17 protein-coding genes are annotated in these 21,075 nt (G+C 66.9%); 14 read left to right on the top strand and 3 right to left on the bottom strand.

All coding sequences use genetic code 11. The annotated features are described in order from the left end of the window. The first annotated feature begins 2 nt into the window (after nucleotides 1-2). From ACX80Z_RS02285 to ACX80Z_RS02255, 7 genes are all read left to right on the top strand, one after another. Nucleotides 3-401 (top strand): holo-ACP synthase, encoded by a 399-nt coding sequence (locus ACX80Z_RS02285; protein WP_019481545.1) that lies wholly within the window; start codon nucleotides 3-5, stop codon nucleotides 399-401. A 2-nt stretch (nucleotides 402-403) separates the two neighbouring features. After that, nucleotides 404-1,954: an NAD(P)H-hydrate epimerase gene (locus ACX80Z_RS02280; RefSeq protein WP_459314794.1), complete on the top strand. Its 1,551-nt coding sequence runs from the start codon at nucleotides 404-406 to the stop codon at nucleotides 1,952-1,954. Nucleotides 1,955-2,033: 79 nt separating this feature from the next. After that, nucleotides 2,034-4,214: a glycogen debranching protein GlgX gene (gene glgX / locus ACX80Z_RS02275; RefSeq protein ID WP_019481547.1), complete on the top strand. Its 2,181-nt coding sequence runs from the start codon at nucleotides 2,034-2,036 to the stop codon at nucleotides 4,212-4,214. An 84-nt stretch (nucleotides 4,215-4,298) separates the two neighbouring features. Continuing rightward, nucleotides 4,299-6,614, top strand: coding sequence for a malto-oligosyltrehalose synthase (treY, locus tag ACX80Z_RS02270; RefSeq protein WP_459314793.1), 2,316 nt, complete (start codon nucleotides 4,299-4,301; stop codon nucleotides 6,612-6,614). Further along, a complete protein-coding gene (gene treZ, locus ACX80Z_RS02265) occupies nucleotides 6,611-8,347 on the top strand; it encodes a malto-oligosyltrehalose trehalohydrolase (protein WP_459314792.1) in 1,737 nt (578 codons plus the stop codon). The genes treY and treZ overlap by 4 nt, the downstream gene beginning before the upstream one ends. 49 nt (nucleotides 8,348-8,396) lie before the next feature. Further along, nucleotides 8,397-9,443: an L-glyceraldehyde 3-phosphate reductase gene (gene mgrA / locus ACX80Z_RS02260; RefSeq protein WP_459304101.1), complete on the top strand. Its 1,047-nt coding sequence runs from the start codon at nucleotides 8,397-8,399 to the stop codon at nucleotides 9,441-9,443. Nucleotides 9,444-9,454: 11 nt separating this feature from the next. Beyond that, nucleotides 9,455-9,967 (top strand): GNAT family N-acetyltransferase, encoded by a 513-nt coding sequence (locus ACX80Z_RS02255; protein ID WP_459314791.1) that lies wholly within the window; start codon nucleotides 9,455-9,457, stop codon nucleotides 9,965-9,967. A 45-nt stretch (nucleotides 9,968-10,012) separates the two neighbouring features. On the opposite strand, the gene ACX80Z_RS02250 is transcribed toward ACX80Z_RS02255, so the two are convergent. Beyond that, nucleotides 10,013-11,359 carry a family 4 glycosyl hydrolase gene (locus ACX80Z_RS02250; RefSeq protein WP_459314790.1) on the bottom strand — a complete coding sequence of 449 codons (1,347 nt, stop codon included), beginning with the start codon at nucleotides 11,357-11,359 and terminating at the stop codon, nucleotides 10,013-10,015. A 91-nt stretch (nucleotides 11,360-11,450) separates the two neighbouring features. Between ACX80Z_RS02250 and ACX80Z_RS02245 the strand changes: the two genes are divergently transcribed. The 6 genes from ACX80Z_RS02245 (at nucleotide 11,451) to tsaD (ending at nucleotide 16,481) form a co-directional block, all read left to right on the top strand. Next, the gene (locus ACX80Z_RS02245; RefSeq protein ID WP_116778310.1) at nucleotides 11,451-12,539 is read left to right on the top strand and encodes a carbohydrate kinase family protein; all 1,089 of its coding nucleotides are present in this window, start codon (nucleotides 11,451-11,453) and stop codon (nucleotides 12,537-12,539) included. Between the two features lie 61 nt (nucleotides 12,540-12,600). Beyond that, nucleotides 12,601-13,776 (top strand): alanine racemase, encoded by a 1,176-nt coding sequence (gene alr / locus ACX80Z_RS02240; RefSeq protein ID WP_459314789.1) that lies wholly within the window; start codon nucleotides 12,601-12,603, stop codon nucleotides 13,774-13,776. Further along, the gene (gene tsaE, locus ACX80Z_RS02235) at nucleotides 13,763-14,299 is read left to right on the top strand and encodes a tRNA (adenosine(37)-N6)-threonylcarbamoyltransferase complex ATPase subunit type 1 TsaE (protein ID WP_459314788.1); all 537 of its coding nucleotides are present in this window, start codon (nucleotides 13,763-13,765) and stop codon (nucleotides 14,297-14,299) included. Before alr ends, tsaE begins: the two co-directional genes overlap by 14 nt. 9 nt (nucleotides 14,300-14,308) lie before the next feature. Further along, nucleotides 14,309-14,968, top strand: coding sequence for a tRNA (adenosine(37)-N6)-threonylcarbamoyltransferase complex dimerization subunit type 1 TsaB (tsaB, locus tag ACX80Z_RS02230; protein WP_459314787.1), 660 nt, complete (start codon nucleotides 14,309-14,311; stop codon nucleotides 14,966-14,968). After that, nucleotides 14,965-15,408, top strand: a complete 444-nt coding sequence (rimI, locus tag ACX80Z_RS02225; RefSeq protein WP_459314786.1) for a ribosomal protein S18-alanine N-acetyltransferase — start codon at nucleotides 14,965-14,967, stop codon at nucleotides 15,406-15,408. Before tsaB ends, rimI begins: the two co-directional genes overlap by 4 nt. Next, entirely contained in the window at nucleotides 15,405-16,481 is a 1,077-nt protein-coding gene (gene tsaD / locus ACX80Z_RS02220) for a tRNA (adenosine(37)-N6)-threonylcarbamoyltransferase complex transferase subunit TsaD (protein WP_116778315.1), read from the top strand. Before rimI ends, tsaD begins: the two co-directional genes overlap by 4 nt. A gap of 49 nt (nucleotides 16,482-16,530) precedes the next feature. Here the strand turns inward: tsaD and ACX80Z_RS02215 are convergent, their stop codons facing one another. After that, a complete protein-coding gene (locus ACX80Z_RS02215; RefSeq protein ID WP_116778316.1) occupies nucleotides 16,531-17,670 on the bottom strand; it encodes a glutamate--cysteine ligase in 1,140 nt (379 codons plus the stop codon). A gap of 108 nt (nucleotides 17,671-17,778) precedes the next feature. Here ACX80Z_RS02215 and ACX80Z_RS02210 point away from each other — a divergent pair, with 108 nt between their 5' ends. Further along, nucleotides 17,779-19,470 carry a glycoside hydrolase family 3 N-terminal domain-containing protein gene (locus ACX80Z_RS02210; protein ID WP_459314785.1) on the top strand — a complete coding sequence of 564 codons (1,692 nt, stop codon included), beginning with the start codon at nucleotides 17,779-17,781 and terminating at the stop codon, nucleotides 19,468-19,470. 205 nt (nucleotides 19,471-19,675) lie between these two features. On the opposite strand, the gene ACX80Z_RS02205 is transcribed toward ACX80Z_RS02210, so the two are convergent. After that, nucleotides 19,676-21,007 (bottom strand): ABC transporter substrate-binding protein, encoded by a 1,332-nt coding sequence (locus ACX80Z_RS02205; protein WP_019481561.1) that lies wholly within the window; start codon nucleotides 21,005-21,007, stop codon nucleotides 19,676-19,678. Nucleotides 21,008-21,075: the final 68 nt, after the last annotated feature.

The following is a 21,075-nucleotide window of genomic DNA, read 5'->3' as shown; positions in this document are numbered from 1 at the left end:
CCATGATCGTTGGCATAGGCGTTGACGTTGTTGACATAGACCGGTTCGGGCGGCAGCTGGAACGGACGCCTGGCCTGCGTGAACGATTGTTCGTGCCGGCCGAGCGGGTGCTGAACCTGCGCTCGCTCGCCGCCCGGTTCGCCGCCAAAGAGGCGGTGGCCAAGGCCCTCGGCGCCCCCGCGGGAATGAACTGGCAGGACTGCTGGATTGGGCTCGACGCTGCCGGCAGCCCATCGGTGGAAGTCAAAGGCACCGTGGCGGCCGCCGCCGCCGCGAAGGGTGTGCACCGCTGGCACCTCTCGCTCAGCCATGACGGAGGGGTGGCGACGGCGATGGTGGTCGCCGAAGCCGAAGCCGGACCCGTGGCATCAACAGCACCGTCGGTCGGGATAGACTCCTAAGTATGCTTAGCGCCTATTCGGGCAGTGCGATCCGTTCGGCTGAAGCCCCTCTCCTCGACGCCGGGCACGGCGCTGCCCTGATGCAGCGCGCAGCCCACGGTCTTTACGCTGCCGCCGCCGCCGAACTGACCAGCCGGACCGGCGGCTGTTACGGGCGCACAGCGGTGGTTCTCGCCGGCAGCGGCAACAACGCCGGCGACGCCCTTTTCGCGGCCGCACGCCTGGCCGGCAGGGGAGTGCGCACGACGGCGATCCTCACCTCCGCCACCACTCATCCGCTGGCACTCGCAGCGTTTCAACGCGCCGGCGGCCGCGTTGAACTGCTCAGCCCAGCGACCACCGGACGCCTGGTGGGGTCAACCGCCGCGGCGGACCTTGTCATTGACGGGATTCTGGGGATCGGCGGGTCCGGCGGTCTCCGCGAACCTGCGGCCACCCTGGTCCGGGAGCTCGCCGCGGCGGCTACCGGCATCGTCGTCGCCTGCGACCTTCCCAGCGGGGTGGATGCGGACACCGGCGTGGTCAACGAACCGGTCCTTCACGCCGACCTCACGGTCACCTTCGGTGCGCTCAAGACCGGGCTCCTCACGGGGCCGGGGGCGCACGCCGCGGGGCGCGTCGTCGTCGTCGACATTGGGCTCTCCGAGTCGCTGCCGGAACCTGACCTATTCCGTCTTGAGTCCGCCGACGCCGCGGCCCTGTACCGCAGGCCCCGCCCCGCCGACCACAAGTACACCCGCGGAGTGCTCGGCATTGCCGCCGGTTCGACGATGTACCCGGGCGCGGCGGTCCTGGCGACCGGAGCCGCCCTGGCCACCGGGCTGGGAATGGTCAGATATCTCGGACCACCGTCGGTCGCCGCCCTGGTCAACCGGACGCACCCCGAGGCGGTCTGCTCCCAGGGGCAGGTCAAGCCGACCCACGTTCAGGCCTGGTTGGTTGGCCCCGGGGCCGACGAGGACCCGGACCAGCGGCGCCGGGCCCGCGACGCGATGGCGTCCGGCCTGCCCACGGTGGTCGACGCCGGTGCACTGGCCCTCCTGCCGCGCAGGCTGGGACCACAGGTGATCCTGACCCCTCATGCGGGCGAGCTGCAGGCGGTGCTGGCGAGGCGCAAGGTCAGGGCGACCCGGCGCGACATCGAGGCGGCCCCCACCGAGTACGCCCGCATCGCGGCTGAGCTCACCGGTGCCACAGTGCTGCTCAAGGGTGCAGTCACAGTGGTGGCGTCGCCGTCGGGCACGCTGTTCAGCCAGGCGGAAGCGACGCCGTGGCTCGCCACCGCAGGGTCGGGGGATACGCTCGCTGGCATACTGGGCGCCCTGGTGGCAACACTTGCCGACGACGACGGCGACGCTGCCATCGACCGCATCGGCGTACCGGTGCAGGACAAGTGGGCGGCGATAGCAGCAGCTGCGGCGCTGCTCCACGGTCTGGCGGGGACCAGGGCTGCGCGGTTCGGGCCGATCGTCGTCTCAGAGCTGCCGCAACATCTCGGTGCGGTCCTCGCGGACCTGCTCACCGCCCCACCCGGCAAGGACACAATTCACTAACTAGTCACCTGGTTGCGCTATGAAGGTAGCTGGACCGTTCACTTTTCGACCAACGAATTACACCACTTCAGGAGAACACATGGAACTCTGGCCCGGCGAAGCGTACCCTTTGGGCGCTACCTATGACGGCACCGGTACCAACTTTGCGTTGTACAGCGAGATTGCCGACAGGGTGGAGCTCTGCCTGTTCGAGGACGACGGCACCGAAACCCGCGTGCACCTCAACGAGGTGGACGGCTACGTCTGGCACGGGTACCTGCCGCACATCGTCCCGGGCCAGAAGTACGGCTACCGGGTCCACGGTCCCAACGCCCCCGAAGAGGGCCACCGCTGCAACCCGAACAAGCTCCTCCTGGACCCGTACGCCAAGGCCGTCCACGGCCAGATGGACTGGGACCCAGCACTGTTCGGGTACAACTTCGGCGACGAAAACTCGATCAACAATGACGATTCGGCACCCCACATGATGCTGGGCGTCGTCGTCAACCCATTCTTCGACTGGGACGGCGACCGTAAGCCACGGATCCCGTACCACCAGTCGGTCATTTACGAAGCCCATGTCAAGGGACTCACCCAGCTGCACCCGGAGGTCCCCGAGGAACAGCGCGGCACGTACGCCGGCGTTGCGCACCCTTCAGTCATCTCGCACCTGCAGAAGCTGGGAATCACCGCCATCGAACTGATGCCAGTGCACCAGTTCGTCAATGACAGCACCCTCCAGGAAAAGGGCCTCACCAACTACTGGGGCTACAACACCATCGGCTTCTTCGCACCGCACAACACCTACGGCTCCGCCGGTGACACCGGCGAACAGGTCCAGGAATTCAAGGCCATGGTGCGTGAACTCCACCTGGCCGGCATCGAAGTGATTCTCGACGTCGTCTACAACCACACCGCCGAGGGCAACCACTTGGGCCCCACCCTGTCGATGCGTGGCATCGACAACTCCGCGTACTACCGGCTCGTCGAAGACGACAAGAAGTACTACATGGATTACACCGGCACCGGCAACTCACTGAACGTGGGCAACCCGCACTCCCTGCAGCTCCTGATGGACTCACTGCGCTACTGGGTGACGGAAATGCACGTCGACGGTTTCCGCTTCGACCTCGCGTCCACCCTGGCCCGCGAGTTCTACGACGTCGACCGCCTGTCGGCGTTCTTCGAACTGGTCCAGCAGGACCCAGTGGTCTCCCAGGTCAAGCTCATCGCCGAGCCGTGGGACGTTGGACCCGGCGGCTACCAGGTGGGCAACTTCCCACCGCAGTGGACCGAGTGGAACGGCAAGTACCGCGACACGGTGCGCGACTTCTGGCGTGGAGAACCGTCGACGCTGGGCGAATTCGCCTCACGCCTGACCGGCTCAGCAGACCTCTACGAGCAGTCAGCACGCCGCCCGGTCGCATCGATCAACTTCGTCACCGCCCATGATGGCTTCACCATCCGCGACCTCGTGTCCTACAACGAGAAGCACAATGACGCCAACGGTGAAGACAACAACGACGGCGAAACCCACAACCGGTCCTGGAACTGCGGTGAGGAAGGCCCCACCGACAACCCCGAGGTCAATACCCTCAGGGTCCGCCAGCAGCGCAACTTCATTGCCACCCTCCTGCTGTCGCAGGGTGTGCCAATGCTGCTGCACGGTGATGAGCTGGGCCGCACCCAGCAGGGCAACAACAACACCTATGCACAGGACTCCGAGATCAGCTGGATTCACTGGGACCAGATGGACCAGCCACTGCTCGAATTCACTGCCGCTGTGAACCGGCTGCGGTCGGAGCACCCGACGTTCCGCCGTCGCCGGTTCTTCGACGGCCGGCCGGTACGACGCGGCGAGGGCGAGGCCCTGCCGGACATCGTATGGCTGGGCACCGACGGCACCGTCATGGCGCCGGAGGATTGGGACACCGGGTTCGGCCGATCCATTGGCGTGTTCCTGAACGGCCAGGGTATCTCCGGCCGCGACGCCCGCGGGCAGCGGATCACCGACCAGAACTTCCTGCTGCTATTCAACGCCAGCGACGAGCCGGTCGACTTCACCCTCCCACCGCAGGAGTACGCTCCGGCCTGGGACGAGGTCATTGATACCGCCGGCAAGTACGCCGACTCGGACGCCATCCCAGCGGAAGCCACGATCACGCTGGAAGCCAAGTCAATGGTGGTGTTGCGCGCCCACGCCGAAACCGAGGATCTCGATCACTCGGTGGCAGCGTCACTGGCTGCGTTGGCCAACTCGCACCAGCCCGGCGGCGCCTAACCGCCTGGGTCACCCCAGGCACCGCAGCAGTTCACCCTGCCGCAGTTCGAACGACACACAGCACCGAAGTTCAGGAGTACATCCATGAGGATCCCGAAGTCGACCTACCGGTTGCAGATTCAATCCGAGTTCGACCTTAGGGCTGCCGCGGCGGTGGTCCCTTACCTGCGGGACCTGGGCGTGGACTGGGTGTACCTGTCGCCGGTGCTGACGGCTGAGAAGGGATCGGGACACGGTTACGATGTCACCGATCCCACGGCGATCGACCCGGAGCGCGGCGGACGGGACGCCTTCGTGGCGCTCTCGGACGCCGCGCATGCGGCGGGGCTCGGCGTCCTGGTGGACATTGTGCCCAACCACCTGGGGGTGCAGACCCCTGCGCAGAACCCCTGGTGGTCCTCGCTGCTCAAGGGCGGGCAGAACTCGCCCTACGCCGAGGCGTTCGACGTCGACTGGGCGGCTGCGGACGGGAAGATCCGTCTGCCGGTCCTCGGCGACGGGGATGACGAACTGTCGGCCCTGGAGCTCGACGGCGGGGAACTGCGCTACTACGATCACCGGTTCCCGATCGCTGACGGCAGCTACGAAACTGGAGACACGGCCCAGGCCGTGCATGCCCGGCAGCACTACGAGCTGGTGAACTGGCGGCGCGCGGACAGCGAACTGAACTACCGCCGGTTCTTCGGCGTCAACACCCTGGCGGGGGTGCGAGTCGAAGTGCCACGGGTCTTCGATGAGTCCCACAGCGAGATCCGCAGCTGGTTTGAGGAATCCCTGGTGGATGGGCTCCGGATCGATCACCCGGACGGGCTGGCCGACCCTGCAGGCTACCTGGACCGGTTGCGTGAACTCACCGGCGGGGCCTATGTCCTGGTCGAGAAAATTCTGGAGCCGGGCGAAGTCCTCCCGCCGGAATGGGCGACCGAAGGCACCACCGGCTACGACGCGCTCGCCGATATTGACCGCCTGTTCGTGGACCCGGCCGGCCAAGCCGCACTTGAACGGGTTGCGCCGGCCGAGGATTTCCACTCGATGATCCACGGCACCAAACGCGGGATCGCCGATGGGATCCTCCGGTCGGAGGTGCTGCGGCTGACCCGCCTGGTTCCGGCCGATGCCGGCCTCGACGCCGAGCAGACCGCCGACGCTATCGCCGAACTGCTGGCGTGTTTCCCGGTCTACCGCAGTTACCTGCCCGGTGGTGCGGAGTACCTCGACGACGCCGTCCTCGCCGCGCAGGTGCACCGCCCGGACCTGGCCGACACGCTGGGCGCCCTGCACCAGCTGCTTAACCCGTATCTTGCCGACCCTGACTCCGCACTGACGGAGCTGGCCACCAGGTTCCAGCAGACCTCGGGCATGGTGATGGCCAAAGGGGTCGAGGACACCGCGTTCTACCGGTACAACCGGCTGACCTCCCTGAACGAGGTGGGCGCCGACCCGTCCATTTTCTCGATCAACCGGACTGAGATGCACAACCGGCTGCTGCGGCGCCAGCGTGACAACCCACTGTCCATGACAGCGCTCAGCACCCACGACACCAAACGTAGCGAAGACACCCGCGCGAGGATCACCGTGCTCTCCGAGCTGGCCGACGACTGGGCCTCAATTCTTGGCCAGCTCGACGACGCAGCACCCCTCGGGGACCCGGCATTCTCGTCACTGCTGTGGCAGGCCATGGTCGGCGCGTGGCCGCTCAGCCGCGAACGGGCCCACGCCTACGTGGAAAAGGCGTCCCGTGAAGCCGACTCCAGTACCCACTGGACAGCCCCGAACGCCGCCTTCGAGGACCGCATGCACGCCGCGGTCGACGCGGCCTACGACAACCCGGCGGTCACTGCCCTCGTCACCGCTTTGGTGGACAAGATCAAGGGCTACGGCTGGTCAAACTCCCTGAGCGCGAAGCTGTTGCAGCTGACCATGCCGGGCGTCCCCGATGTGTATCAGGGCTCGGAATTCTGGGAAGACTCACTGGTGGACCCCGACAACCGCAGGCCCGTGGACTTTGAAGCGCGGAAACAAGCACTGGTGAACCTGGCCTTCGGTGCGCTGCCGGCGGTCGACGAGTCAGCGGTGGCGAAGCTACTCGTGGTCTCCCGCGCACTGAAGCTACGCCGCGACCGGCCCGAACTGTTCGGCGGGTACACCGCCGTGGCGACAACCGGTGCGGCCGCCGATCACGTGTTCGCCTTCGACCGCGGGGGAGCCGTCACCCTGGTGACCCGGCTACCCCTCGGCCTCGAACGCCAGGGCGGCTGGAAGGACACCTCAATCGTGCTTCCGGACGGCCAGTACAGCTGCGCCATTACCGGTGCAACCTTCTCCGGCGGTCCCGTGCCGGCCGGAACCATTTTTGAAACCTACCCAGTAGCACTGCTGGTCCGGGAGGACGCATCATGAGGAAACCATTCGACGTCTGGGCCCCGAAGGCAACCACCCTCTCGCTGCACGCGGACGGCACCACCGCGGCCATGACCAAAAACGACGACGGCTGGTGGACCGTCGACGCCCTCCAGGCGGCAACGGAGAGCACCACCTACGGGTATCTGGTGGACGGCGCCGAGTCGCCGATCCCCGATCCCCGGTCCCGCCGCCAGCCCGACGGCGTGCACGGACTCTCCCAGACCTTCGACCCGAGCGCCCACTCGTGGCAGGACAGCTCCTGGGCTTCGCCGGGTCTCAACGGCGGAGTGATCTACGAGCTGCACATCGGGACCTTCACGCCCGAGGGCACCTTCGATGCGGCGATCGGGAAGCTCGACTACCTGGTTGGGCTCGGCGTCCAGCATGTTGAACTCCTCCCCGTGAACGCGTTCAACGGCACCCACAACTGGGGTTACGACGGCGTCCTCTGGTTCGCGATCCAGGAGACCTACGGGGGTCCCGCCGGATACCAGCGGTTCGTCGACGCGGCGCACCAGCGGGGTTTGGGGGTCATCCAGGACGTGGTGCACAACCACCTGGGACCCAGCGGCAACTATCTCGGTCAGTTCGGCCCGTACCTCACCGAAGGCAAAGCGAACACCTGGGGTGATTCGCTGAACCTCGATGGGCCGCTGTCCGATGAGGTCCGCCGCTACGTGCTGGACAATATTCGGATGTGGTTCAGTGACTTCCACGTCGACGGCCTCCGCCTCGACGCAGTGCACGCACTGCACGACGAACGCGCCCTGCACATTCTTGAAGAATTCGCTCAGGAGACTGACACCCTCGCCAAGGAACTGGGCAAACCCCTGTTTCTGGTCGCCGAGTCAGACCTGAACAATCCGCGGCTCATAACCTCCCGTGCGGCGGGCGGCTACGGGCTGACCGGTCAGTGGAGCGACGATTTCCACCACGCTGTGCACGTCAACGTGACCGGGGAAACCACCGGCTACTACGAAGATTTCGACTCGGTTGGCGCACTGGCCAAGGTGATGGAAGACGGGTTCTTCCACAACGGAACCTACTCGTCTTTCCGCGAACGCGGCCACGGACGGCCCATCGACCCAGCCCACATCACCACCCACCAGCTGGTGGTCTGCACGCAGAATCACGACCAGATCGGCAACCGGGCGGCCGGCGACCGGATGGGTGCCACCGTTGGCTTCGCCCAACTGGCGCAGGCCGCCGTCCTGAACCTGGCCGGGCCCTTCACCCCGATGCTGTTCATGGGCGAAGAATTTGGTGCCTCCACCCCCTGGCCGTTCTTCACCTCCCACCCCGAACCGGAACTGGGCAAGGCAACAGCCGAGGGCCGTCTGCGCGAGTTCGAACGGATGGGCTGGGACGCCGACACCGTGCCCAACCCGCAGGATCCAGAGACCTTCGCGTCAGCCAAGCTGGACTGGGATGAAGTGGAGACCGGCGACCACGCGCGCCTCCTGGAGGTGTACCGCCAGCTGATCCGGTTGCGGCGCGACACCCCCGACCTGATGAATCCCGACTTCACTGCTGTGTCCGTCGACTTCAGCGAGCCCGAGAAGTGGCTGGCGATCCGCCGGGGCGGGACCGTCGTCGTCGTCAATCTCGCCGACGAGGAGCGGACCGTTCCCGTGGACGCCTCACAGGTACTGCTGTCCACCGTCCCAGGCGAGGTGCTGGACGCCGGCCGCTGCACCCTGCCGGCCCGCGGGTCGGCAATTCTCAGCTGATTCAGCCAGTCCCGCCGCACCACCCTTCCCCCAGACCCAGGAGAGACCCATGACGTATCACCCAGCCGATGACCGTTACGAAACGATGCCCTACCGACGGGTGGGGCGCAGCGGACTGCAGCTCCCCGCTGTGTCGCTCGGCCTGTGGCACAACTTCGGGGATGACAAGCCGTTCGCCGATCAGCGCGCCATTTTGCGGCGTGCCTTCGACCTGGGGGTCACCCACTTCGACCTGGCCAACAACTACGGACCCCCTGCCGGTAGCGCCGAAACGAATTTCGGACGGCACCTCAAGGACGACTTTGCTCCGTTCCGCGACGAGCTGGTCATTTCCAGCAAGGCCGGCTACGACATGTGGCCGGGCCCCTACGGCGAGTGGGGATCCCGGAAATACCTGCTCGCGAGCCTCGACCAGTCACTGAACCGGATGGGGCTCGACTATGTGGACATTTTCTACAGCCACCGTCCCGACCCGAACACGCCGCTCGAGGAGACCATGGGGGCCCTGGACACCGCGGTGCGGTCGGGGCGGGCCCTGTACGCGGGGATCTCCTCCTACTCGCCGGAGAAAACTGCCGAAGCCGCAGCAATCCTCAGGGATCTCGGCACGCCTCTGCTGATCCACCAGCCCTCCTACTCAATGCTGAACCGCTGGGTGGAGAACGGCACTCCCAACCTGCCCGAGGTACTGGAGCAGGAGGGGGTCGGATCAATCGCCTTCTCGCCACTGGCCCAGGGGCTGTTGACCGACCGCTACCTCGACGGAATTCCCGAGGGCTCCCGCGCGGCGTCCAACAAGTCGCTGTCGGAAGAGCACCTTTCCGAGGACAACCTGCGCCGGGTCCGCGGCCTCAACCGGATCGCCCAGGACCGTGGCCAGTCGCTGGCGCAGATGGCAATCGCCTGGATCCTGCGAGAGCAGTCCAAGGGCAGCCCCATCACATCGGCCCTGATCGGCGCGTCAAGCGTGACGCAGCTGGAGAACAGCCTGACAGCCGTGAAGAACCTCGAGTTCAGCCAGGACGAGCTCACCGCCATCGACGAGTTCGCCGTCGAATCGGACATCAACCTGTGGGCCAAGGCCCTCGACGCCTAGGCGCCCCACCGATGTCCGACGCTGGGGCACTGCACGTCCGTGAAGCCACCGAGGCGGACTGGCCAGCCCTCTGGGCCATCATGGAACCGGTGCTGCGCGCCGGTGAGACCTACTGCTGGGACGCTGAGCTTTCCGAAGCGCAGGCGCGGGTCGAATGGTTGGCCCCCTCCGACGCCACGATGCGGGTATACGTCGCGGAGGTGCCCGGTGGCGCCGTCGTCGGCACCGCCCAGCTGCACGCGAACCGGGGTGGGGGCGGGTCGCACGTGGCGAACGCCAGTTTCCTGGTGGCCGGTGACGCCGGCGGCAGGGGAGTGGGGCGTTTTCTGGCCGGCCGGGTGCTGGCGCAGGCCCGGGAGCAGGGATACCGCGCGATGCAGTTCAACGCGGTCGTGGAAACGAATACCCGTGCGGTGCGGCTGTGGGAATCGCTCGGGTTCGGGATCCTCACCACCGTTCCCGGCGCGTTCCGGCACCCGACCGAAGGTTTTGTGGGGCTGCACCTGATGTTCCGGGAGCTCTGACCGGCCCGTTCCGCCGCATCGAAACACCCCTCCAAAAGTGGGTGGCTACCTCCAGAACGCGGCCAGGTCGGGGAACGCCCGCTCGTACCCGTTCAACAACCGCGAGGCAGCGTGGGCCGAGTCGATCAGCGGATGCACCAGGAACGCTCGGAGCGCCGAGTCCCGGTCGGCGTGGACGGCCGCGTGAATCACCGCCTCCTCCACCGCCAGCAACTGCCCCATCAGGCCCAGCTGGTGGGTGGTCAGCGGCCCGGCGGGCAGCGGCGTGGCACCGGTCTGGTCGAGCCGGGCGGGAAGTTCGACGACGGCGTCCGGCGGCAAGGCCGGTAGGGTGCCCCCATTGCGGACATTGACGATCAGCTCGGTGGGCTGGCCGGTCAGCAGGGCTCGCATCGCCGCCAATGCGATGCGCTCATAACCGCCCCCAGCCAGGCCGGCTTCATCGCGTTCCTCAGCGTCCGGGCGGGCCTCGGCCAGATATCCCTCTTCCCGGGCGAGCCGCGCTCCGTCCCACACCGCGAAGGGCTCGGGCGTCGTCAGCAACTCGGTGTAGAGCTGCTCCTGCTGACGGTGCAGGAACGCACCGCGGGTTTCAGCGGCCCCCGACAGGGACCGGACCGCCTCGCGGTGGAAGTAATAGTAGAACAGGTACTCGTTGGGCACCGCCCCGAGGAGCCTCGGCAGATCCGGCCCGAACACCCGGCCCTCTTCGAAGGAGGCGAGCCGCTGCGGGTCCGCCAGCAACCCCGGCAGCCGGTCGACGTCGTCGTCCGTCAGGCCACGCAACCAGCCCAGATGGTTCAGGCCAACGTAGTCAACCCCGGCCAGGGAGCCCTCGACGAGGGGGACCCCTGCCGCCGTCGCCGCGCGTGACACCAGCCCGGCCGCCGAATCGCAGATTCCAATCGCTTTGTCACCCAGAACGGCCTGCATCGCGCCGGTCACCATTCCCGCCGGGTTGGTGAAGTTGATCAGCCACGCGGCGGGGCAGACTCGTCGCATGGATTCAGCGACCGTCAGCATCTGCGGCACCGACCGCAGTGCGTAGGAGATGCCCCCGGCGCCCACGGTTTCCTGACCCAGCAGGCCCTCGTCCAGGGCAACACGCTCGTCGAGGACCCGCCCCGCTGCGCCGCCGCTGCGGATGGCCGCGAAGACCACATCGGCGCCGGCCAGGGCATGGTCAAGGGCCAACTCGGTTTCCAACTGTGGCCGGCTGGAGCCCGCCGGCAGCGGCATCGTCTGCAGGACCCGGGCAATAGCCTTCAGCCGGGACGGGTCCGAATCATGCAGGACCACCTCAGTGATGACGCCCGCGAACTGGCCGGTCGCCAGGGCCCGGTACACCAGCGGAACCCGGAAGCCGCCGCCGCCCACGATGACCAGTTTCATGAACCCTCCGCAGCAGTAAATGTCCTCATTAGCGGGCGTCCGGCGTCACACGTGTGCTGCGCGCCGGAGGCCTAAGAGTATTGTGCCGTACATGGGCACCGCGCATCGTTTTGATCCTCTGGCTGATAGCCGCTCCGCGTCCGATCCGGAGTTTGACCTGCTCCTCAGCGGATCAGTCTTCCTCGACATTGTTTTCACCGGCCTTGAACACCTGCCGTCACCGGGCACCGAGGTGTGGGCTGACGGGATGGGATCCTGCCCGGGTGGTGTTGCCAACCAGGCGATCGCCGCGAGCCGGCTGGGGTTACGCACCACCCTGTCGGCGGCGTTCGGCGACGATGGCTACGGTGACTACAACAAGGGCATCCTGCGGGATCAGGAACATGTTGACCTGTCCCGGTCGAGGACATTCGAGAACTGGCACTCACCGGTCACGGTGTCCCTGTCGGTGCAACGCGACAGGTCAATGGTGACCCACGGCCACCCCTCGCCGGTCTCCGCCACCGACCTGCTCGGCGACCCGCCGCCGCGCGCCCGGGCCGCCGTCGTCAGCGTCGAACCGCAGCTGGAACCCTGGGCGCTCGCCGCGCAGGCGAATGGGACCAAACTGTTTGGTGATGTGGGCTGGGACCCCACCGGGCAGTGGTCGGGAAATGCGCTGGATACGTTGCAGTACTTCCACGCTTTCGTGCCCAACGATGTGGAGGCGATGGCCTACACCCGCACCGACGACCCGTGGGCTGCCCTGTATGCGCTCGCCGACCGGGTGCCGGTGGCAGTGGTCACGGTGGGTCAGCAGGGGGCCATCGCCATCGATTCCATCACGGGGGAGGAGGAGTGGGTGCCGGCCCTGCCGGTGAAAGCCTATGACCCCACCGGGGCGGGTGACTGCTTCGCCGCCGCTTTCGTGATGGGTGACCTCGCCGGGTTCTCCCTCGCCGACCGGCTACGGTTCGCCAACCTGTGCGCCGCCCTGTCCGTGCAGGAAGTGGGCGGGTCCCTCGCCGCACCCGGGTGGGGTGACATTGCCGACTGGTGGCACCGGGTGAGCGAATCCCGCGACAAGGTCCGCAAACAGTGGCTGAAACGCTACGAGTTCCTCGAGGACATGGTCTCGGGTGTTCCGCTGGAAGCAGTGCGGCGGGCTTCGGCGACCATCGCCCGCCAATCCGACGCGTGAACCTCATCGAGCGCGGGGTCGCCCGGCGGGAGCCCCCGCGCAGGAATGACAGAATGGACCAGTGAGTTTCTTAGCTGAACCCCCGGCAGCCGAACGGCGGGTCGAGGTCGATCTGGACGCAGTGCGTCACAATGTCAGGCACATCGCCGACGTCGTCAGCCCGGCCCGCGTCATGGCGGTAGTGAAAGCCGACGGCTACGGGCACGGCGCCCGGCAGGTGGCTCGTGCCGCCCTGGAATCCGGTGCCGCCTGGTTGGGCGTCGCCCACATCTCGGAGGCGCTGGACCTGCGTGAAGCAGGCATCGAAGCACCCATCCTCGCCTGGCTGCACACCGTCGAATCCGATTTCGGGGCGGCCATCAGAAACGGTATCGACATTGGTGTCTCCGGATGGGAACTCGACCACGTAGTGGCAGCGGCCCGGCGCCAGCAACTGCCCGCGCGGATCCAGCTGAAAATCGACACCGGGCTGGGACGCAACGGCTGCCCACCGGAACTGTGGGACACGCTGATCGGCCGGGCGCTGGAGCAGCAGGAGGCCGGGCTCCTCCGGGTGGTCGGGGTCTTCTCCCACCTGGCAGTCGCCGACGAACCGGACCGCCACGAAACGGACGACCAGGTCCGCCGCTTCCGTGCGGCGGTTGCGGTGGCCGAGGACGCCGGCGTCGACGTCGAACTCCGCCACCTCGCCAACACCCCCGGCGCACTGTCCCGCCCAGACACGCACTTCGACCTGGTGCGGGTGGGGCTCGGCATCTATGGGCTCTCACCGTTCCGCGGCCAGAGTTCGCAGGCGCTGGGCCTGCGCCCCGCAATGCGATTCGTCACCTCGGTGGCCAACTGCAAGGAAGTACCCGCCGGGCAGGGGGTCTCCTACGGCCTCAGCTACCGCACCACCCAACCCACAACGCTGGCGCTGATCCCGGTGGGCTACGCCGACGGCGTCCCCCGGGTCGCCACCGGTGCACCGGTGCTGGTGGATGGGCGCCAGTACCCGGTGGTGGGCCGGATCGCCATGGACCAGCTGGTCATCGACCTGCAGACCACCGGAATTGCCGGCACCGGCCGAAGCCCGCTGGGCCACCCGGCGGTGCTGTTCGGCGGCGGCCCCGACGAACCGTCGGCCGACGCTTGGGCTGACGCCAGCGGCTCGATCAACTACGAGATCGTGACGCGGATCAGCGGCCGCGTCCCCCGCACCTACCTCAACGACACGAGCGCCAATGCAGACCAGTAGCGGGCACAGCGGACCGGCGTGGTCCCGGAGTTTCACCGTGCACTCGGCCGCCGGACTGCAGCGGTTCGCCGCGGCGCTCGGCGGCGACCTGGCGGCCGGTGACCTGCTGATCCTCACCGGCGGACTCGGTGCCGGGAAGACCACCTTCACCCAGGGGCTGGGCGTTGGCCTTGGCGTCCGGCCGGGGATCATCTCTCCTACCTTCGTCCTCGTCCGCGTGCACCCACCGCTGGCCGGCGGGCCGGCGCTCGTGCACGCCGACGCCTACCGGCTGGAATCCGCCGCCGACATCGATGACCTCGACCTGGAATCGACCATGGATACCAGCGTGACAGTCGTCGAGTGGGGAGCCGGGCGGGTGGAGCATCTGGCCGAGAGCCACCTCGAGATTCATCTTGACCGGCCAGCGATGGCCGGCGCCTCCGCTGACCCCGATGACGACGACGAGCCTCGACGGGTCCTGATCGAAGGGTACGGTCAGCGCTGGGCGAATACGCCGTCTGTCGTCGGCTCCCTCGATTAGGCTGGCAGGATGCTGATTTTGTCCCTCGATACCTCCGCCGCGGCGAGTGCAGCCCTGGTGCTGGACGGCGTCGTGACCGGGGCTTTCGCGACCGAAGACACGAGGAGCCACGCGGAGGTGCTCGCCCCCGCAGTCGCCGATCTGCTGGCCGAAGCGGGTATCTCCGGAACGGATCTGACGGCGATAGTGGTGGGCGTTGGACCGGGACCTTTCACCGGGCTGCGGGCCGGGTTGGCTACCGCCAGGACTCTCGCCTACGTCTGGGACGTGCCGCTGCACGGAGTGATGAGTCTCGACTCCATCGCCGAGGACGCTGCAGCGCATGCCGGGACCGGCGAGTTCCTGGTCGCCACGGATGCCCGGCGGAAAGAGGTCTATTGGGCCCGGTACCGGGCCGACGACGGCGTCCCCGGGGTGCTGGAGGGGCCGCACGTGGGCGCGCCGTCGTCGCTCCCTGCCCTCCCGACCTATGGCAAAGGCGCGGGCCTCTACCCCGACGTCCTGGCAGGAGTCGCAGGCTTCACCGAACTGCACCCCTCGGCCGCGGCGTTGGGGCGGTCCGCCTCCCGGCGGCTCTCCGCTGGGCTGGCGTTGTTGGATACCGCTCCGCTGTACCTGCGGGAGTCCGACGCGCGGGTCCCCGGCCCCCGGAAGCGGGCGACCGGATGAGCTTCTCGTTGCGCGATTTGCTGCTGCAGGACGTTCCGGCTGTCGCACGCCTGGAGTTGGAACTGTTCCCTACTGACGCCTGGCCGCTGGAGATGTTCCTGGATGAGGTGTCCCAGACTGAAACACGCCGCTACCTTGTCGCCGAGATCGAGGGCCGCATGGTCGGCTATGCGGGAGTCATGTGTGTGGCGGCGACTGCCGACATCCAGACGATCGGCGTGCTGCCCGGTTTTGAGGGGCAGGGAATCGGGACCGCGATGCTGAGCGAGCTGCTGGCCGAGGCACGACACCGCGGCGCCACCGAGGTGCTCCTGGAAGTCCGGGCTGACAACCCCCGGGCGCAGAAACTCTATACGCTGACCGGGTTTGAGCATATTCATACCCGGCGAAAATACTACCGCGACGGCGTCGACGCCTGGGTGATGAGGCTGATCCTGTGAACCGTGACAATCCGCTGGTCCTCGGCATCGAATCCTCCTGCGACGAGACCGGCGTCGGGCTGGTCCGTGGCACGCAACTGCTCACCAACACGGTGTCCTCCTCAATGGATGAACACGTCCGGTTTGGGGGAGTGATCCCCGAGATCGCCTCCCGGGCGCACCTTGACGCCTTCGTTCCCACCCTGCACCAGGCGCTCGCTGAGGTTGACGTCTCACTGGCGGAAATCGACGCTATCGCTGTGACATCGGGGCCCGGGCTGTCGGGTGCGCTGATGGTGGGTGTTTCGGCGGCGAAAGCCCTGGCGCTCGCGACCGGTAAACCGCTGTTCGCCGTGAACCACCTGGTGGCCCATGTGGGTGTGGGCGTGCTGGATTCGGCGTTCCCGGACGGCCTCCCCCCGAATCTCGGTGCCCTGCTGGTGTCGGGTGGTCACACGGAGATACTGCGGGTCAACAACCTGGCCTTCGACGTCGAGCTGCTCGGGTCCACCATCGACGACGCCGCCGGTGAAGCCTATGACAAGGTGGCCCGCATCCTCGGGCTCGGATACCCGGGTGGCCCGGCAATAGACCGGATCGCCGCCGACGGTAACCCGAAGGCGATTCGGTTTCCCCGTGGGCTCACCCAGCCCAAGTACCTCGGAACGGCGGAGCAGCCCGGAGAACACCGGTACGACTTTTCGTTCAGCGGCCTGAAGACCGCCGTCGCCCGCTGCGTGGAACAATACGAGGCAGACGGCGTCGACCTCCCCGTTGCCGACATCGCGGCGTCCTTCCAGGAGGCGGTGGTCGACGTGATCACTTCCAAGGCCGTGCTGGCCTGCCGTGAACACGGGATCACCAGTCTGCTGCTCGGCGGCGGGGTGGCCGCCAACTCGCGGTTGCGGACGCTGACCGCCCAGCGTTGCGCGGCCGCCGGGATCACCTTGACGGTGCCGCCGCTGTCCCTGTGCACCGACAACGGTGCAATGGTGGCGGCCCTCGGGGCGCAGATCGTGATGAATGGTGGGGAACCCACGGGATTGCGCTTCGCCACCGATTCCTCGCTCCCGGTGACCAGCGTCTTCGCCTGACCCCACCACCACCAACTGATCCGGGGTTTTGGGGGCAGCGGAGTGGGGGCTATTCGCGAAGCTGGGCCACCATGTCGAGGACGACGGCGCTGAGGTCGCCGTCGTGCTCGGCGGCGACCCGACGCTGCCGCTGATAGCCAGCACCGCGGGCCAGGATCTTCTCCACATCACCGAGCTCCTCGACGCAGCCCAGCTTCTTCGCGACCGGCTGCAACCGCTCCAGCACCTCGACGAGGTGCTCGGTGACCAGCTGCTCCTTGCCCTGGGCGTCCAGGATAATGATGGCTTCCATCCCATAGCGGGCGGCACGCCACTTGTTCTCCTGCACATGCCAGGGCGGCATGGTGGGGATGGTTCCGCCATTGTCCAGGGTGGTGGAGAATTCGTCGACGAGGCACTGGGTCAGCGCAGCAACTGCTCCCACGTCCTGGAGGGTTGAGAGTCCGTCGCAGACCCGCATTTCGATGGTGCCCAGGTTCGCGACCGGTCGAATATCCCACCGGATCTCGTTCACGGAGTCGATCACCCCGGTGGTGAACATGTCCTGCACATAGGACTCGTACTCCGCCCAGGATGGGAACTGGAACGGCAATCCAGCGGTGGGTAGCTGTTGGAACATCAGGGCACGCTGCGACGCGTACCCCGTATCATCGCCACCCCAGAACGGCGACGACGCCGACAGCGCCTGGAAATGCGGCACGTAGTTCACCAGGCCGTCCAGGATCGGCATCGCCTTGTCCCGGCGATCCAGCCCCACATGCACGTGGACACCGTAGATGACCATCTGCTGGCCCCACCACTGGGTGCGATCAATCAGTTTGAAGTAGCGCTCCTTATCGGTCACCGGCTGGGACCGTGGCACGCTGAAAGGGTGCGAGCCGGCGGAGAACAGCTCAACGCCCATCGGGTCGGTGACCTCGCGGACCGCTGCCAGGGAGCGGGAAAGATCAGCTTTCGCCTCGGCCACCGTGTGGCAGATGCCGGTCACCAGCTCCACCGTGTTCAGCAGCAACTCCTGCTTGATATGGGGGTGCTCCTCATCCTCCTGCAACTCGGGATGGTTGGCCGCGACTCCCCGCAGGACCTGATTGGCAACCGAGACCAGATCGCCGTTGTAGCGGTCCACAAGGGCGAGTTCCCACTCCACGCCGAGCGTTGACTGGGCTGATTGCGCAAATTCGATCTTCATGTAGCTGGCTCCTGACCGGTACCGGACTGCTGGAAAATTCTGCCTCGGTATCGCGTCATCCGCGGAAGAGAACTGTCCCAATATTAGAGCAGGAGTAGCATCGATACAGTGAAACGCGCAGCCCGCCGGGCGAACACTGGGATTCCGCCACGTCCTCGGGGCTTACGCCAGACAGGATTAGCGGTTCTCACGCTCCTGCTCGTGGCCGGGTGCACCCCCGCGGGCAACGGCGCCGGGTCGCCCTCCCCCGAGAGTCCGCCCACGTCGTCGTCCCCGAAACCGACGGCACCCAGCAACCCCGTGTTGCCGTGGGGCCCGAGTATCGCGAATTACGACGACGCCGTTGCCGCCGTCGCTGCGATGAGCACCGAGGAGCGGGCGGGGCAGGTGATGGTGGGCTTCTACGCGGGCACCGATCCGGCCGGACAGCAACAGGCCATCCGTGACCTGCACCTCGCGGGCAGCATCATTATGGGAGACAACGTTCCACTGGCCGGTGACGGGACAGCCGATGCGGATGCGATGGCAGCAGTCACGTCCGGCCTGGCCGAAGCGGTCGCTGCTGACGGCCGGACCTGGCCCGCCGTCATCTCCGTGGATCAGGAAGGCGGGCAGGTTGCCCGCCTCGGCGCACCCTTGACCGGCTGGCCAACTCCTATGAGCTACGGTGCCGCCGGGGATCCGGCGCTGGTGGCAACCTCAATGACAGCCATGAACTCCGAACTCGCGGGTCTTGGGTTCACCATGAACCACGCCCCGTCAGTGGATGTCACCACCGGGGCCAGTGACCCCACCATCGGTGCCCGCGCCTACTCGGATGACCCGGCCCTGGTCGGCGACCTTGGCTCGGCGGCCGTCACCGGAATACTGGAGTCGGGTGTGCTGCCCAGTGTGAAGCACTTCCCCGGGCACGGGTCGGTACCCGCCGATTCACATCTTGAGTTGCCGGTGCAGACCGCCTCCCTTGAGGAGCTTGAGACCCGCGACTGGGTGCCGTTCAAAGCCGCGGCGGACTCGGGAGCGCCGGTGATGATGATGGGCCATATCGCCGTTGACGCCGTGGACCCGGGCGTGCCGTCGTCGGTCTCGGCGCCGAACTATGCAGCCCTGCGCGGGCTCGGTTTCGACGGAGTGATAGTCACCGACGCCCTGAACATGGCAGCCGTTGAAGCGTTATACCCGGGCGGGCAGTCGGCTCCCCGTGCGCTAGCCGCCGGCGCGGACCTGCTCCTGATGCCCACCGACTCGTACGCCGCACACGCGGCAATTGTTGCCGCCATCGACGACGGCAGCCTCGCCGACGAACGGCTGGCCGAGGCCGCGACCCGTGTGGTCTCGCTGATGCTGTGGCAGGCGGAGTTGGCGGCTGAAGCCGACCCGGCCGAACCAGGGGAGCAGGCGGAGGCGAGCGGTGTGGCGTCGGCAGCTGCAATCACCGTTCTCACCGGCCAGTGCGGCGGGGACCTCTTGAACGGTACGGCTTCGGTCGTCGGTGGTACTGAAGCCGACGCCCAACGGTTTACCGAGGCTGCTGAGGCGGCGGGGGTTACCGTGGGCCCCGGCGGCACCACAGTTTCATTGGTCGGTGCTGGCGGGACCGGTGCAGCGCCGGCCGACGTCGCCGTCGCGCTGGATGCCCCCTGGTGGCTGGAGGCGGTTGATGCTCCCGTGGAGATTGCTGCGTACGGAAACACGCCGGGCGCGTTCGCCGCCGTGCTCGCTGTCCTGACGGGGGCCGCTCCAGCGCCGGGACAACTTCCGGTCGACGCTGCCGGGTACGACGCCGGAACCGGCTGCTAACCGGCTAACCGGCTAACCGGCTAACCGGCGACCCGGTCGGGAGGACGGGCTGGCAGCGGTGTGTGTGACCGGGCGCAGCGGGTTACTGACCCGGACGGGTGCATTGCGGTGAATGAACAGCGGACCCGGATCGGCATCAACTACTCATGCAAATCCGGGTCCGTCGCAACGCCGCCGCGCTAACGGCCGGGTAGGGAGGCTACTGCTATTCCTGGACCGGGATGGACTGCGCTTTCAGTGCATCGACGGTCTGCTGCTGGCCTTCACTGAGCGCATCCAGCAGTGTGCCGGAGCCGCCAATCGCTGCACCGAAACCGTCGGAGACGTCAGTGTAGGTCTGCGTCATGGTCGGGCCCCAGGTGAAGTTGGGGTCAACGTTCGCTGAGGCTTCGGCGAAGACATCATAGATCTGCTGTCCGTCGTAGAATTCGACGCCGCCAGCGAAGGCCTCAAGCTCGGTCGCCGACTTTGCTGCCGGGTACAGCCCGCCGAGTTCGTTGGCCAGGGCCAGGGCTTCAGGGTCGGTGTTGAGCCACAAGGCGAACTGCGCTGCCTCGGCCGGGTGCTCTGAGCCCTTCAACACAGCGGTGGAGGAGCCACCCCAGTTGCCGGCGGTTTCTCCGCCTGCTTCCCACTGCGGCATGGGGGCAACGGCCCACTTGCCTGCTGTGTCGGGTGCGCCGTCGGACAGGGTGGTTGCACCCCACACGGCCGAAACCCAGGTCCACTGCTGGCCCTCGTTGAACGATGCGTTCCACTCGTCCGAGAAGGACGGGAGGGTGGACACGAGGTCCTCCGACAGCAGGTCCTGCCAGTAGGTCGCAACTTCCTCGGACTCGGGCCCGGTCAGATTAACGTCCCAGCTCTCGCCGTCGTTGGCGAACCACTGGCCGCCGTTCTGCCAGACCATGCCAGCGAACCAGTTGACGTCAGTCTTGGGGAAGTTGGTGATGTAGGCGCCCTCCGCCTTGATCTGCTCGGCGGCAACGGCATATTCCTCCCAAGTGGTGGGAACCTCGATGCCGGCCTCCTCGAAGAGATCGGCGCGGTAGTACATGGCCATGGGGCCGCTGTCCTGCGGGATGGCGTAGACGGAGCCCTCCTCGCCGAAGGTCGTCTGTCCCCACGTCCAATCGACGAACTGGTCGGCGGCCTCCGTGACGCCAGCGCACTCGGCGATGTTTTCCAGCCCGTCCTGGACACGGAAGTTCGGCAGTGCGTCGTACTCGATCTGGCCGAGGTCGGGTGCATTGCCAGCCTGAATCTGATTGAAGAAGTTCTGGTAGGTACCGGAGTTGCCGTTGGGTCCGGTCTGCACGGTGACCTGGATGTCCGGGTTCTCCTCGTTCCACAGTTCAACTACCTGGTCCATCCCTGGAACCCAGGTGGTGAAGTTCAGCTCGACTGGCCCCTCGGAGGCCTCGCAGGGTGCCGCTTCGGCCCCTCCGCCCGAGCTGTCCCCGCCGGCTGAACAACCGGTGAGAGCCAGCGCAGAGATGGCAAAGGCCGCGGTGACTTTTCCGTAATGCGCGCGCATTGTTTTTCCTATCGGTGGTAGTTCAGTGCAGGAGCGGATGTCCCTGCACCAGGTGGTGCTGATTGTGA

It is taken from the genome of Arthrobacter sp. TMT4-20 (assembly GCF_054510775.1).
The sequence above is the reverse complement of the archived record's forward strand: the minus strand, read 5'-3'. Positions and strand labels throughout refer to the sequence as shown.

Bases quoted from the DNA above. Each gene is read 5' to 3' on its own strand.
- ACX80Z_RS02285 (WP_019481545.1), top strand. From the start codon at position 3: ATGATCGTTGGCATAGGCGTTGACGTTGTTGACATAGACCGGTTCGGG.
- ACX80Z_RS02280 (WP_459314794.1), top strand. From the start codon at position 404: ATGCTTAGCGCCTATTCGGGCAGTGCGATCCGTTCGGCTGAAGCCCCT.
- glgX (WP_019481547.1), top strand. From the start codon at position 2,034: ATGGAACTCTGGCCCGGCGAAGCGTACCCTTTGGGCGCTACCTATGAC.
- treY (WP_459314793.1), top strand. From the start codon at position 4,299: ATGAGGATCCCGAAGTCGACCTACCGGTTGCAGATTCAATCCGAGTTC.
- treZ (WP_459314792.1), top strand. From the start codon at position 6,611: ATGAGGAAACCATTCGACGTCTGGGCCCCGAAGGCAACCACCCTCTCG.
- mgrA (WP_459304101.1), top strand. From the start codon at position 8,397: ATGACGTATCACCCAGCCGATGACCGTTACGAAACGATGCCCTACCGA.
- ACX80Z_RS02255 (WP_459314791.1), top strand. From the start codon at position 9,455: ATGTCCGACGCTGGGGCACTGCACGTCCGTGAAGCCACCGAGGCGGAC.
- ACX80Z_RS02250 (WP_459314790.1), bottom strand. From the start codon at position 11,359: ATGAAACTGGTCATCGTGGGCGGCGGCGGCTTCCGGGTTCCGCTGGTG.
- ACX80Z_RS02245 (WP_116778310.1), top strand. From the start codon at position 11,451: ATGGGCACCGCGCATCGTTTTGATCCTCTGGCTGATAGCCGCTCCGCG.
- tsaE (WP_459314788.1), top strand. From the start codon at position 13,763: ATGCAGACCAGTAGCGGGCACAGCGGACCGGCGTGGTCCCGGAGTTTC.
- tsaB (WP_459314787.1), top strand. From the start codon at position 14,309: ATGCTGATTTTGTCCCTCGATACCTCCGCCGCGGCGAGTGCAGCCCTG.
- rimI (WP_459314786.1), top strand. From the start codon at position 14,965: ATGAGCTTCTCGTTGCGCGATTTGCTGCTGCAGGACGTTCCGGCTGTC.
- ACX80Z_RS02215 (WP_116778316.1), bottom strand. From the start codon at position 17,670: ATGAAGATCGAATTTGCGCAATCAGCCCAGTCAACGCTCGGCGTGGAG.
- ACX80Z_RS02205 (WP_019481561.1), bottom strand. From the start codon at position 21,007: ATGCGCGCGCATTACGGAAAAGTCACCGCGGCCTTTGCCATCTCTGCG.